Source organism: Massilia sp. UYP11 (assembly GCF_050434805.1).
In the GTDB taxonomy this organism is placed as follows: domain Bacteria; phylum Pseudomonadota; class Gammaproteobacteria; order Burkholderiales; family Burkholderiaceae_D; genus Telluria.
In genome coordinates this window covers 1-12,739 of sequence record NZ_JBNDJE010000020.1, presented here as the reverse complement: position 1 = coordinate 12,739, position 12,739 = coordinate 1, and the positions used below count along the sequence as shown (strand labels likewise).

Sequence of the window (12,739 nt, the reverse complement as noted above, 5' to 3'; positions counted from 1 at the left end):
TTAACTTAACGGTATTAGTGGCATGCCACGGCTTTTTTCTTGTCGCTGCGCCTTCAGTGCGCCGTGACCACCTGCGCCACGCGCCCGGTCGCGATGGCGACCAGCGCATAGCTGTCGCCGGCATCGACCCACTGGTGCCCGGGCGGCGGCTTCGTCAGCCGCAACGCGCGCCAGTCCTCGACCACGTGCTGGTGCGCCTGGTAGCGCGCCGGCAGGCGCTCGCCGCGCCGCACTTCCCCGGTCGCCTCCACGCTGCGGTAGCGTGTCGGACTCAGTTGCGCGGCCTGCGCGCGTCCGGGACGCGCGTCCTCGTCCTGATCCGCCCTGGCGTCGCGCTGCAGCAAGCCATCTCCTGCCGAAAAGATGGCGGCGAACAGCAGCGGTCCAATCAACTCGTTCATGTTCCATCCCCGGTGATCCAGCGTGAGCCGACAGTAGAGCAGGATCGTGACAAGTCGTCTGTTCGCTCTCCCACGTAGCGAACGGATGAGCACGACCGGGCTGGCCACACGGCCGTCCGGTCGCCTGCGGCCTCGTTTTGGCGGATAATGTCGGCTTGACCAGATTGAATCGCCAGCAGATCCTTCCCCCGTGACCAAGACCCTCGCCGACCAGCTCGAAGACCTGCTGCCGCAGACCCAGTGCACCAAGTGCGGCTATCCCGCCTGCCGCCCGTATGCCGAGGCCATGGCGCGCGGCGAAGCCGGGATCAACCAGTGTCCGCCGGGCGGCATGGAAGGCGTGCGCCGCCTGGCCGCTGCGACCGGACGCACCGTCATCCCGATCAATCCGGCCAACGGGGTCGAGCGTCCGCGTCCGGTCGCCTTCATCGACGAGTCGCTGTGCATCGGCTGTACCCTGTGCATCCAGGCCTGCCCGGTAGATGCGATCCTGGGCGCGGCCAAGCAGATGCACACCATCCTGCCGAGCCTGTGCACCGGCTGCGACCTGTGCGTCGCGCCCTGCCCGGTCGACTGCATCGCGATGGTGCCCGTCACCGGCGAACGCACCGGCTGGGACGCCTGGAGCCAGCTGGAGGCCAACGCGGCGCGCGATCGTCACGACTTCCGCATGGCGCGCCTGCGCCGCGAGCGCGAGGAAAACGATGCGCGCCTGGCTGCCAAGGCGGTCGAAAAGATGCGCGCGGTCACCGCCGAAGCGACGAATACCCCGGAAGAACTGGCCGAGAAGGAGCGCAAGCGCGCCATCATCGCCGCGGCCATGGAACGCGCCCGCCTGAAGGCGGCGGGCAACCCGGACAGCCACTGATTCGAGAAAGACCGAGCGATGAATCCCGCCAAACGCCTGGAAATCTTTACCCGCTTTCGCGCCGCCAATCCCAAGCCGACCACCGAACTCGAGTTCACGACCCCGTTCGAACTCCTGATCGCGGTGCTGCTGTCGGCCCAGTCGACCGATGTCGGCGTCAACAAGGCCATGCGCCGCCTGTTCCCGGTGGCGAATACGCCGCAGGCGATCCTCGACCTCGGCATCGACGAGCTCAAGACCTATATCTCGACCATCGGCCTGTACAACACCAAGGCGAAGAACGTAATGGCGACCTGCCGGATCCTGGTCGAGCAGTACGGCGGTCAAGTGCCCGCGAGCCGCGAAGCGCTGGAGTCGCTCCCGGGCGTCGGCCGCAAGACCGCCAACGTGGTGCTCAACACCGCCTTCGGCGAGCTGGCCATGGCGGTCGACACCCATATCTTCCGGGTTGCGAACCGGACCGGGATCGCGCCCGGCAAGAACGTCGACATCGTCGAGCAGAAGCTGCTGAAATTCGTGCCCAGGGACTTTCTGCTTGACGCCCACCACTGGCTGATCCTGCACGGCCGCTACACCTGCGTGGCGCGCAAGCCCAAGTGCTGGAACTGCCTGATCGCCGACCTGTGCGAATTCAGGGACAAGACGCCGGCGCCCGCCGGCGTGCTCGATCCGGCCGTGGCCCTGGCCGCAGCAGCAGCGGCCACGCCGGCGGCGGCCTAAGTACTCAACCGGAAATAAATGTGAATTTTGGCAAACAGAACCGGAGGTGCGGCTTGCCGATGCGGTGCAAGGCGGCGACTGCGCCGCAGTGCGAGCACTGCAAGCCCCGCTAGCGGACAGGGACCAACGCAGCAACGCGCCGGTTCTGGCAGCCAAAAACACATTTATTTATGGGTGAGTACTTAGACGCGGGTTTCGCCGCTGGCGAACGAGGCGCGCACGATGCGCCCGTCCACCACCTCGTACACGCACAGCATCTCGACCGTGCCCTTCCCTTCGGGGAAGTTGCGGGTGACGATTTCCAGGTCGGTGACGAAGTTGCCGAGCACCGTACGCGACAGCAGGCGCGCGTGCAGGTCGGGTTCGGCAAAGCGCATCTCGTAGCGCGGGCGGATCTGGTCGTGGCCTGCGGCCAGCAGCGCGCCATGCAGCGCGAATTGCTGCGCGTCCGGCGCATAGGTGGCCATCAGGGCGTCGAGGTCCTTGGCGTTGTAGGCGTCCAGTTGGGCCTGGACCACGGCAAGAGGAGAAATTGGCGTCATGGGCAATCGATCGATGAGCAAGCGCGCCGCCGCTTGCCCGGCCGATCCGGGCAATATTGGCAATACGGGCGCGTGCGCATCTTACGCTGTCCGGCGCCCGCCGTTAAGGGGCCCTCGAACAACCTGCCGCGCGTTGCTGTCGAGGCGCCGTCAGGCGAGCGCCTTGCGCAGCGGCGCGGCCCGTCCCCCCAGCGCCGGCGCCGGCTCTTCGACCTTGAACACGCTGACCACGTGGTTCAGGGCCAGCGTCTGGTCGTGCAGCGACTGCGCCGCGGCGGCAGCTTCTTCGACCAGGGCCGCGTTCTGCTGGGTCGCGCCGTCCATTTCCGTCACCGCCTCGTTGACCTGGGCGATGCCCTGGCTCTGTTCGCTGCTGGCGGCGCTGATCTGGCCGATGATGTCCATCACCTGGCGCACGCTGGCGGCGATCTCGCCCATCGTCGCCCCGGCCTCGCCGGCCAGGCGGTTGCCGTCGTCGACACAGGCGGCCGCTTCGCCGATCAGTGCCTTGATCTCCTTGGCCGCGACCGCCGAACGCTGGGCCAGGGTTCGCACCTCGGCGGCGACGACCGCAAAGCCACGGCCCTGCTCCCCCGCGCGCGCCGCTTCCACCGCGGCGTTGAGCGCCAGGATATTGGTCTGGAACGCGATGCCGTCGATGACGCCGATGATGTCGGTGATCCGGCGCGACGAGGCGCTGATCGAGGCCATGGTGCCCACCACCTGCTCGACCACCTTGCCGCCCTTGGCCGCCACGGCGCAAGCCGATATCGCCAGCTGGCTGGCCTGATGCGCATTGTCGGCGTTCTGGCGCACGCTCGAGGTCAGCTCTTCCATGGACGAGGCGGTTTCCTCGAGCGCGCCGGCCTGGCGTTCGGTGCGCGCGGACAGGTCCAGGTTGCCCTGGGCGATCTCGTGCGAGGCGGTGGCGATGTTCTGTGCGCCGCCGCGCACCTGCAGCACGATGCGCTGCAGGCTGGCCGACATCTCCTTCAGGGCCAGCAACAGCTGCCCGGTCTCGTCGTCGCTCCTGACCGAGATCGCGGTGCGCAGGTCGCCGGCGGCCACGCTGCGCGCCGCCTCCACCGCCGCGTCGAGCGGCCGGGTGATCGAACGCGACACCAGCACGCCGGCCGCCACCGCCACCAGCGCGCCGAGCAGCATCAGGCCGTAGCTGAGCATGGTCGCGCGTGCCCCGACGGCGTCGGCCTGGCGCACGCCGGCGGCGCTGAGCGCCGACATCTGCTCCACCGCCCGCACCAGCAGTTCGGCCGGCGCCCGGTCCTTGCCCTTGACCGCCACGTCGCCGGCGGCCGGATCGAAGCCGGCCGCCACGAAGTCCTGGTAACCGCGCCGGTAATCGGCGCCCATCTGCGCGTGCGCGGCGCCGAACTGCGCCACCAGCGCGCGCACTTCTCCCTCGGGCAGGCGGGCGAGCAGGGCCGCGACCTGGGCGGCGACCTCGGCCTCGTTTTTCTGGAACGCGGCCCAGTACTTGTCGCGCTCGCCGTCGTCCTTGCCGCGCAGGAGTGTGTTCTTCCATTCCTGGAGCTGCTTGCGGAAGTGGGCCAGCACGGCCCCGACCTGCGTCGATTGCCCCTCCATCGCGACGGCGTGGCGGTAAGTGTCGACCGAGCGGTGCATCTGGCTCATGCCGAAGAATCCGGCGCAGGCGACGAGCAGGGTAACGGCGGCAAAGCCCAGCGGGAGTTTGCGGCTTAATTTCATCGGTGATCCTCGGATGGAGCGGCGCGGTGGCAACGCCTGGTGCTCGGGGAATGCGGCCCGAATGGGTGATATGCGCAGTGTATAGGCAAGCGCTCGGTTTATCACCGCCAACTTAAATTTCCATACGGAAAGCCATGCGAAAGTGCGCCGACGTCCTGCCGGCGCAACACCCGCCCGCCATAAGCGAGCGCTTACTGACTACAGAAGCACCATATTGTCGCGATGAACCAGTTCCGGCCCTTCGACGAAGCCGAGGATGCGTTCGATCTCGGTCGAAGAATGCCGCATGATGCGGCGCACCTCGCTGCTGGCGTAGTTGGTCAGCCCGCGCGCCAGCGGCTTGCCGGCCTCGTCGACGCAGGTGATCACCTGGCCGCGGCCGAATTCGCCGTTCACGGCCAGCACGCCGATCGGCAGCAGCGACTTGCCCTCGTTCGTCAGCTTGGCTGCGGCGCCGGCGTCGATCACGACTTCGCCCGTGGTATGCAGGTGGTCGACCATCCACTGGCGGCGCGCCGTCAGGCGGCCGGTGGCGGCCAGCAACTGGGTGCCGATCGCTTCGCCGCCGGCCAGGCGGGTGAGCACGTCCGGCTCGCGGCCCCAGGCGATCACGGTATGGGCGCCGGAGCGCGCCGCGCGCTTGGCGGCCAGCACCTTGGTCAGCATGCCGCCGCGGCCGATGCTGCTGCCGGCGCCGCCGGCCATCGCCTCCAGCGCCACGTCGCCGGCCTGCGCCTGCTCGATCAGGCGGGCGGTCGGATCCTTGCGCGGGTCGCTCGAGTACAGCCCCGGCTGGTCGGTCAGGATCACCAGCGCGTCGGCCTCGATCAGGTTGGCGACCAGGGCGCCGAGCGTGTCGTTGTCGCCGAACTTGATCTCGTCGGTGACCACGGTGTCGTTCTCGTTGATGATCGGCACCACGTTCAGGCGCAGCAAGGTGGTGAGCGTCGAACGCGCATTCAGGTAGCGTTCGCGGTCGGCCAGGTCGGCGTGGGTCAGCAGCACTTGCGCGGTCTTGACGCCGTGGGCGCTGAAGCTGGATTCGTAGATCTGGGCCAGGCCCATCTGGCCGCAGGCGGCGCAGGCCTGCAGCTCGTGGATGTCGGTCGGGCGCTTGCCGAAACCGAGGCGCAGCATGCCCTCGGCGATGGCGCCCGAGCTGACCAGGACGACGTCCTTGCCGAGCGCGCGCAGCGCGGCGATTTGAAAGGCCCAGCGGGCGATGGCGGTGTGGTCCAGGCCCCTGCCCTCGTCGGTGACGAGGGAGGAACCGACCTTGACGATGATGCGGGAGGCTTGCTGGAGTGCGGAATTCATGGCGACAGGATTTTCCCCCGCGGTCGCAACGCGAGCAGGGAAAGTCCTGCCAGCAGTTCAACCGCGCAGACGACGAATAATACCCCCGTGGGCAAGCCGATCGCGAAGGCCGCGACGAGGCGGCCGGCCGGCTGGGCCAGGAGGAACAGGGCAGTAAGGTCGCCGAGGATGGGCTGGTCGCCCCGCCTGGCCGCCAACAGCGCCAACCCCGCGGTAGCGAGGCGGATGCCGACGTAGATGGCGTAGAACTGGCTGTAGCCGTTCACGCCGACGAGAAACAGGCCCATCGCGGCCGCGATGCGGTCGGGATCGAGCATGGCCGCGAGCGCGGCCAGCGAACTGGCGGTGGCGACCAGCTGCAACAGCTGGCCGCGCAGCCAGGCGCGGGTCCATTTGGTGGCAGGTAGTACGCTTGCGCTCAAGTTCAGTCTTCGATGATCTTGAAGCGTGGATCGTCAGGATCGATCGACGAGATGCCGCGCGCCTCCTCGGTCATCGAGGTTTCTTCGGCGCGCTGCTCGGAATGGCGCTTTTCTTCGAGGTGCAGATAGATCGCGTTGATCAGGTCCTGGCAGCCTTCGCGGTTCAGAGCCGAGATCTCGAACACCGGGCCCTTCCAGGCGAGGCGCTTGACGACGTCCTTGACGCGCTTCTTGCGCTCGGCCTCGTCGAGCACGTCGAGCTTGTTCAGCACCAGCCAGCGCGGCTTGTTGAGCAGTTCTTCGTCGTACTTTTCGAGTTCCCTGATCAGGGCCTTGGCTTCCTTGACCGGATCGACCTTCTCGTCGAACGACGACAGGTCGACGATGTGCAGCAGCAGGCCGGTGCGCGCCAGGTGGCGCAGGAACTGGTGGCCGAGGCCGGCGCCTTCGGAGGCGCCTTCGATCAGGCCCGGAATGTCGGCGATCACGAAGCTCTTTTCGTGCGACACGCGCACCACGCCCAGGTTCGGGTGCAGGGTGGTGAACGGATAGTCGGCGATCTTCGGCTTGGCGTTCGACACGGCCGTGATGAAGGTGGACTTGCCGGCATTCGGCATGCCCAGCAGGCCCACGTCGGCCAGCACCTTCAGTTCGAGGCGCAGGGTGCGACGCTCGCCTTCCTTGCCTTCGGTCTTCTGGCGCGGCGCGCGGTTGGTCGAGGTCTTGAAATGGATATTGCCCCAGCCGCCCTCGCCGCCCTTGGCCAGCAGTTCGGTCTGGCCGTGCTCGGTCAGGTCGGCGATGATCTCGCCATTGTTGTCGTCGATGATCAGCGTGCCGACCGGCATGCGGATGGTGATATCCTCGGCGCCCTTGCCATAGCAATCGGAGCCGCGGCCCGGTTCGCCATTCTTGCCGGTATGGACTTTCGAGTAACGGAAGTCGACCAGGGTATTCACATTGCGGTCGGCAACCACGTAGATCGAGCTGCCCTTGCCGCCGTCGCCGCCGTCCGGACCGCCGAATGGGCGGAACTTCTCACGACGGAACGAGGCGCACCCGTTGCCGCCGTCGCCAGCGATGACTTCAATTCTTGCTTCGTCAATAAACTTCATGATTGTGACCGCTAAAAAACTAAAAGGCCCTACCGTGGGCAGAGCCTTTCGATGGAAGGCTTGCGCCTTGCAAAGAAGCGCCGCTGATGCGGCGCAGATGCGTGATTACGCTGCGACTGCTTCGCTGGCAACGACGGTCACGAACTGCTTCGAGCCCACGCCTTGCTTGACGAACTTGACGGTACCGTCGACCAGCGCGAACAGGGTGTGATCCTTGCCGGTGCCGACGTTGGTGCCAGCGCGCACCGGGGTGCCGCGTTGACGGATGATGATGCCGCCGGCGTTGATTGCCTGGCCGCCGTAGACTTTCACGCCGAGGCGTTTGCTTTCTGAGTCACGGCCGTTGCGGGTAGTACCGCCGCCTTTTTTGTGTGCCATTGTATTGCTCCTTGATGACTATGCTGGGAACCGGACGGCGATTAGCCGTTGATCGAAACGATCTGGATTTCGGTGAAGTTCTGGCGATGGCCTTGACGCTTCTGGTAGTGCTTACGACGGCGCATCTTGAAGATACGGACCTTGTCGTGACGACCATGCGAAACCACTTTCACCAGCACCGTTGCACCTTCGACCAGCGGAGCACCAAACTTGATGCTGTCGCCCGCGCCAACGGCGAGGACCTGATCGATCGTGAGTTCGGAACCAATGTCTGCCGGTATCTGTTCTACTTTAAGTTTTTCACCAGCGACAACTTTGTATTGCTTGCCACCGGTTTTTATGACCGCGTACATGATTTGAAACCTCATCAAATGTTAAAAGAATCCACCGGACACGACTGCCCTGCGCAGGAGCGCCGAACTGTTCGTAAGCCGGGGAACAGGGGATTATACATAACTTGCCGCAACGCGTCAAAATCGTTCAGCGATCTGATCAACGCGTGGCAGCGCGCCAACGTCCTCCGGCGCCCCAGGCGCGCGCTCCCGCGCCAGCTCTGCCCTGGCGACCGGACGGATAGGCCTTGCATACCGTATAATTCGCGGCATTCTCATATAGTTAACCCACGTTTCGCAGGTCAGCCTTGTCAGCCGCTACCCAACACGCCCAACAGAACACCATCGTCCAATCGATCGCGCCCGACATGGAGGCCGTCAATACCGTGATCCGCCAGCGGCTGCACTCCGACGTCACCCTGGTGAACCAGATCGCCGAGTACATCATCAGTGCTGGCGGCAAGCGCATTCGTCCAGTGCTGGTATTACTGCTGGCCAATGCCTACGGTTACCGCGGCACGGCCCACCACGAACTGGCCGCCGTGGTCGAATTCATCCACACCGCGACCCTGCTGCACGACGACGTGGTCGACGAATCCTCGATGCGCCGCGGCCGCCAGACCGCCAACGCCCTGTTCGGCAATGCCGCTTCGGTGCTGGTCGGCGACTTCCTGTATTCGCGCTCGTTCCAGATGATGGTCGGCCTGGACAATATGCGCGTGATGCAGATCCTGTCCGACGCCACCAACGTGATCGCCGAAGGCGAAGTGCTGCAACTGCTGAACATGCACGACCCGGACGTGACCGAGGCCGCCTACCTGCTGGTGATCCGCTCCAAGACCGCCAAGCTGTTCGAAGCGGCGGCCGAGCTCGGCGCACTGGTGGCCGGCGCCAACGACGACCAGGTCGCCGCGGCGGGCGAATACGGCCGCTCGCTGGGCACGGCCTTCCAGCTGATCGACGACGTGCTCGACTATGCGGGCGACGCCGCCGAGATCGGCAAGAACCTGGGTGACGACCTGCGCGAAGGCAAGCCGACCCTGCCGCTGATCTGGCTCATGGAGCATGGCACGCCCGAGCAACGCACGCTCGTGCGCGACTGCATCGAGCAGGGCGACGAGCAGCAATTCGATGCGGTGCTGGCAGCGGTGACGTCCAGCGGCGCGCTGGATTACACCCGCAAGCAGGCCGAGGAAGCGGCCCGCCGCGCCTCGCAGGCGATCGCCGGTTTGCCCGACAGCGTCTTCAAGAACAGCCTGCTCCAGCTCAGCAGCTTCGCTGTTGACAGGAACCATTGAGTAAAATTATAGTAATGTCTTCCCGGGGTGACCTGCATGACACCCCAAACCGTCGGGGTGTAGCTTAGCCCGGTAGAGCGCTACGTTCGGGACGTAGAGGCCGGAGGTTCGAATCCTCTCACCCCGACCAAGAATCTGTTTAAAATCAATAGCTTACAACTTTGTTGCTTTCCTGAAAGTACTACAGTATCCTGTGTAGTACTTTAGTTAGGTTTCGCACGTCCGTTTTCCTTTGATATCGGCGCAGCTAGCCTAGTATTTTTGGAATCGCGACAGTGACGCAAACAGAGCAAGCCCCAAGCAATCCCCCCTCCCCCAGCAAATCAACGCGTACTGTGCCGATCCCGGACAGCCTTGCGTCTGTGCGTGGGTATCCAGACAAGCTCAAAATCTACCGAATCGAAGCAAGCCCGTTCTGGCAAGTCAGGTGCTTCGAGAGTGGCAAGACAGTCAAGTTGAGCACAAAGACCACCGACAAGCAGGAAGCAATCGAGTTTGCGAAGGCGACCTACAACCGGATACTGCACGCGCAAGCGACCGGGAAGGCACTCACGCAGGGCACACGCTTTGACATCTGCTCGAACAAGATGCTTGAAGCGCAAAAGTCGCGAGTAGAACGCGGCGAGCTTTCCAAGATGGCACACGACAATGATATCTACATTCTTAACAAGCGAATCCTGCCCGAGTTCGGGGCGATGGAGCTTGCGAGTATTTCGTACGCTACCTTGCAAGACTTCGTGGGGAAGATCGGGGCCGACCTGGCACCGTCCTCCATCCAGCGACACTTAGGCATCGTGTACAAAGTGATGGAGTATGCGCTTCACCGCCAACTGCTCCTTGCACTTCCGAACTTCCCGACCATCAAGAAAAAAGACGAGCCGCGGGGATGGTTCCCCGATGCCCAGTACCGTGCGCTCATCGCAAGAGCAACCGAGCTTGTCGGCACTTCTGCAAAGGTGCAGACGACAGAGGCCGGCCCTCCGCGCACGCTGAAATTTACGGCCGACTTGCCGAAGATGATTCAGTTCATGGTCAACAGCTTTATTCGACCAACCGACCTGAAAAATATGCAGCACATACACGTGGAGATTGTGCGCTCCGAACAGGTCTACCTGCGTCTGACGCTGCCAAAGAGCAAGAGCAAAGACGCACCAATCGTCACGATGGCAGAAGCGGTCACCGTGTACGAACAACTGAAATCGACCTACGCTGAAGAGAGTCTTGCTGAGCCAGACGACTACGTTTTCATGCCCCAATATCGGAACCGGGATACCGCGTTGCGTGAACTGCAACACCAGTTCAACTATCTGCTGGACGACTTGGGCTTCAAGACCGGGCCGCAGGGCGAAGCGCGCACGATCTACAGCTTGCGGCACACCAGCATCATGTACCGGCTGCTCGACGGCGACAAAATCGACCTTCTTACGCTCGCGCGCAATGCCCGCACATCCGTGGAAATGATCGAGCGCTTCTACGCCAGCAAATTGACCGGCGAGCAGAACATTGACATGATCCAATCCGACCGACGCAACCCGAAGGTGAAAGCGCACCTTCCGACACTTAATCTGGAGGCGCCCGACACCGCAGCGCCTGCGCTTAGTATTGTTGACGGCACCTTGCAACTTGCGAAAGCGCCCGCGAAGAAGGGCGCAGCGTCGGCCACCATTTCGAAGTCGCGCAGCGCACGCGCAAGCAAGTAACAGCACAGACAAACGGACATACCAACGAACGCCAGCAGCCAGGCGGGCCTGCGCCGACTTGCTCTAATCCGGCAAGTCGGTCCAACCGACACTGTCGTTTCCGCAACTTCATTTCCGGCGATTTGGCAACGTCAACGCAAAAGCAAGCCCCAAGCTCAAATTTGGGTCAAACGTCGCGTGATGGCTCATCTATGCCCCGCAAACGACCTCTGCATACGTTGCTCAAGCGCTTTTCCAAAAGCAATTCAAACGCCGAACTGACCGTTTTCGGCGACTCGATCCATGTGCCGCAGCTGCTCACGATCCAGATCGAGTACCTACGTCTTCAGAAAAAAATGCACCGCCACATGCTAATTTTGCTCGAATAAAGCTATGATGCTCTATGCAAATCAAGTTGATTCCAGCGGTGCTGTTGTTCATTGCGTCGTACTTCCCCCTTGCGCTAATCCTTGCCGTGCAAGATGTCAAGGCAGAATTCTGGGAGCGACCACTATGCCGAGAGGCGCAGTTTTGGTCGAAGTGCGAGATGCCTTCGCTTGCCAATCCACTTCTCGCCTATACGTCGATAGCCGCCTGCTTATTGAGTCTTGTATTCTTTCTATGGGTGCTGCGGCACTTCCAGGGCACTACGGAAATGACCATTGAAGAGAGTAAAGCGGTTCCGAATGACCTTATCAACTATGTCTTCCCATACATCGTCTCATTCATGGGCGTCGAACTGGGAAGCATGGGAAAAGTCTTGGGCTTCGGGCTTTTTTTGGTATGGCTGTTCCTTATCAGCTATCGATCAGGACAAATATTAATGAATCCGTTGCTTCTAGCCGTGGGGTGGCAGTTATATGAGATTCAGGCGGACATAGAAGGTAACAAACGCAGCCTTAGAGCACTGTCGCGTGACATCGTAGTGCCCGGCCAAAAACTTCGGTCCTGCTTAGTGCAGGGTTTATACGTTCTATCAAGGAATTAGAAGCATGACAAAGGAACAGGCGCTCGCTCACTGCAAGGCATTGGACCTCGCTACCGGAGTGCTGTCGCTATGGGTGTTCAAAAAACGGCAGGCAGGCGGCTACACAGCAAAGTCGATCGATGTGACGGATGAGCTGACGGCCGAGCTGAAAAATATCATCACGCGAACGCTACAGGTGCGCACTGAAGTAGAGGATTACACTTTAATTGCTCAGCGCAACGAGGTCAGCTGTTTGCATGTCGGAACGGATGAGACATCGTTTGCGGACTTAAAAGCGTTGGTGGACGCCCCAGCCGAGGAACATCGCATCGAGGGCGAGCGAGCCTTCCTGAATATTGCCGGATACGTGATACGTGTACGCACAGGGGCCCGCGTTTTATATTGTGTGAGGCAAGTCACTGATGCTTGGAAAACTAAGAAAGCGCGGTCCGTCATCAACGTCGTGCTGCGCGCGAATCGGCTGGAATTAGTCGAAGATCGCAGCTTTACAATCGCAAAGAGTCTCGATTTTTTTGTGCTCGACAACGACATTTTGATTATCGATAAGCCCGCCTTTGAGAAGCTTCTGAACTATAGGATCGAATACGCAAACTCATTTACCGCTCTGCAGGCTGACCCAACTTTCTTAGGCTGTTTCACCGGAATGGAACCGCTGATTACACATGTGGGCACAAACGTTATGCACCTTCGACGGATGGCGGTTATCCAACAAAAGGCCAACTACGCCAACCCCGATTATATGGAACGACTCCGTGTAGCGAATGGACAAGAGGGTTGGAACATTGCATTCCACCCCGATGGTCGCATCATGGCAACTGCAGATACGATGCGAGTTATCATGCAGGTGTTGCTTAACTGTTCAGTGCCGTGCGATCATTTTCCTCGCCGTAGCTGGCCTTTGTTCCGAGCAAAGGCTATGCTCGACGACTTGATTGCTGGGTTCAGCAGTCC

Annotated in this window: 14 protein-coding genes and 1 tRNA gene; 7 read left to right on the top strand and 8 right to left on the bottom strand. The window is 62.2% G+C overall.

Features of this window, described 5'->3' with window-relative positions:
* Window positions 1–53 precede the first annotated feature (53 nt).
* The gene (locus tag ABIB38_RS20375; protein WP_429206523.1) at window positions 54–401 is read right to left on the bottom strand and encodes an RcnB family protein; all 348 of its coding nucleotides are present in this window, start codon (window positions 399–401) and stop codon (window positions 54–56) included.
* Window positions 402–591: 190 nt separating this feature from the next.
* Between ABIB38_RS20375 and rsxB the strand changes: the two genes are divergently transcribed.
* Entirely contained in the window at window positions 592–1,269 is a 678-nt protein-coding gene (rsxB, locus tag ABIB38_RS20370) for an electron transport complex subunit RsxB (RefSeq protein ID WP_429206522.1), read from the top strand.
* 18 nt (window positions 1,270–1,287) lie between these two features.
* Window positions 1,288–1,989: an endonuclease III gene (gene nth, locus ABIB38_RS20365; protein WP_429206521.1), complete on the top strand. Its 702-nt coding sequence runs from the start codon at window positions 1,288–1,290 to the stop codon at window positions 1,987–1,989.
* Between the two features lie 182 nt (window positions 1,990–2,171).
* Here the strand turns inward: nth and ABIB38_RS20360 are convergent, their stop codons facing one another.
* From ABIB38_RS20360 to rplU, 7 genes are all read right to left on the bottom strand, one after another.
* A complete protein-coding gene (locus ABIB38_RS20360) occupies window positions 2,172–2,531 on the bottom strand; it encodes a nuclear transport factor 2 family protein (protein ID WP_429206520.1) in 360 nt (119 codons plus the stop codon).
* 150 nt (window positions 2,532–2,681) lie between these two features.
* Window positions 2,682–4,259 carry a methyl-accepting chemotaxis protein gene (locus ABIB38_RS20355; protein WP_429206519.1) on the bottom strand — a complete coding sequence of 526 codons (1,578 nt, stop codon included), beginning with the start codon at window positions 4,257–4,259 and terminating at the stop codon, window positions 2,682–2,684.
* Window positions 4,260–4,457: 198 nt separating this feature from the next.
* Window positions 4,458–5,576: a glutamate 5-kinase gene (gene proB, locus ABIB38_RS20350; protein WP_429206518.1), complete on the bottom strand. Its 1,119-nt coding sequence runs from the start codon at window positions 5,574–5,576 to the stop codon at window positions 4,458–4,460.
* Window positions 5,573–5,998: a hypothetical protein gene (locus ABIB38_RS20345; RefSeq protein ID WP_429206517.1), complete on the bottom strand. Its 426-nt coding sequence runs from the start codon at window positions 5,996–5,998 to the stop codon at window positions 5,573–5,575. The genes proB and ABIB38_RS20345 overlap by 4 nt, the downstream gene beginning before the upstream one ends.
* A 2-nt stretch (window positions 5,999–6,000) precedes the next feature.
* Window positions 6,001–7,113: an Obg family GTPase CgtA gene (gene cgtA, locus ABIB38_RS20340; RefSeq protein WP_429206516.1), complete on the bottom strand. Its 1,113-nt coding sequence runs from the start codon at window positions 7,111–7,113 to the stop codon at window positions 6,001–6,003.
* Between the two features lie 105 nt (window positions 7,114–7,218).
* Window positions 7,219–7,491: a 50S ribosomal protein L27 gene (rpmA, locus tag ABIB38_RS20335; protein WP_091871482.1), complete on the bottom strand. Its 273-nt coding sequence runs from the start codon at window positions 7,489–7,491 to the stop codon at window positions 7,219–7,221.
* A 41-nt stretch (window positions 7,492–7,532) separates the two neighbouring features.
* Window positions 7,533–7,844 carry a 50S ribosomal protein L21 gene (rplU, locus tag ABIB38_RS20330; RefSeq protein ID WP_005668436.1) on the bottom strand — a complete coding sequence of 104 codons (312 nt, stop codon included), beginning with the start codon at window positions 7,842–7,844 and terminating at the stop codon, window positions 7,533–7,535.
* Window positions 7,845–8,131: 287 nt separating this feature from the next.
* Here rplU and ispB point away from each other — a divergent pair, with 287 nt between their 5' ends.
* The 5 genes from ispB to ABIB38_RS20305 form a co-directional block, all read left to right on the top strand.
* Window positions 8,132–9,121, top strand: coding sequence for an octaprenyl diphosphate synthase (ispB, locus tag ABIB38_RS20325; RefSeq protein WP_429206515.1), 990 nt, complete (start codon window positions 8,132–8,134; stop codon window positions 9,119–9,121).
* A gap of 53 nt (window positions 9,122–9,174) precedes the next feature.
* A tRNA-Pro gene (locus tag ABIB38_RS20320) sits at window positions 9,175–9,251 on the top strand.
* A gap of 325 nt (window positions 9,252–9,576) precedes the next feature.
* On the top strand, window positions 9,577–10,821 hold the full coding sequence (locus tag ABIB38_RS20315; protein ID WP_429206514.1) for a hypothetical protein: 1,245 nt from the start codon (window positions 9,577–9,579) through the stop codon (window positions 10,819–10,821).
* Window positions 10,822–11,203: 382 nt separating this feature from the next.
* A complete protein-coding gene (locus tag ABIB38_RS20310) occupies window positions 11,204–11,788 on the top strand; it encodes a hypothetical protein (RefSeq protein ID WP_429206513.1) in 585 nt (194 codons plus the stop codon).
* 4 nt (window positions 11,789–11,792) lie between these two features.
* Window positions 11,793–12,739: Kiwa anti-phage protein KwaB-like domain-containing protein (locus ABIB38_RS20305; RefSeq protein ID WP_429206512.1), on the top strand; the 947-nt coding region annotated here is incomplete at its 3' end.

Coding starts and splice junctions, on each gene's coding strand:
- ABIB38_RS20375 (WP_429206523.1), bottom strand. CDS start 401: ATGAACGAGTTGATTGGACCGCTGCTGTTCGCCGCCATCTTTTCGGCA.
- nth (WP_429206521.1), top strand. CDS start 1,288: ATGAATCCCGCCAAACGCCTGGAAATCTTTACCCGCTTTCGCGCCGCC.
- ABIB38_RS20360 (WP_429206520.1), bottom strand. CDS start 2,531: ATGACGCCAATTTCTCCTCTTGCCGTGGTCCAGGCCCAACTGGACGCC.
- ABIB38_RS20355 (WP_429206519.1), bottom strand. CDS start 4,259: ATGAAATTAAGCCGCAAACTCCCGCTGGGCTTTGCCGCCGTTACCCTG.
- proB (WP_429206518.1), bottom strand. CDS start 5,576: ATGAATTCCGCACTCCAGCAAGCCTCCCGCATCATCGTCAAGGTCGGT.
- cgtA (WP_429206516.1), bottom strand. CDS start 7,113: ATGAAGTTTATTGACGAAGCAAGAATTGAAGTCATCGCTGGCGACGGC.
- rpmA (WP_091871482.1), bottom strand. CDS start 7,491: ATGGCACACAAAAAAGGCGGCGGTACTACCCGCAACGGCCGTGACTCA.
- rplU (WP_005668436.1), bottom strand. CDS start 7,844: ATGTACGCGGTCATAAAAACCGGTGGCAAGCAATACAAAGTTGTCGCT.
- ABIB38_RS20310 (WP_429206513.1), top strand. CDS start 11,204: ATGCAAATCAAGTTGATTCCAGCGGTGCTGTTGTTCATTGCGTCGTAC.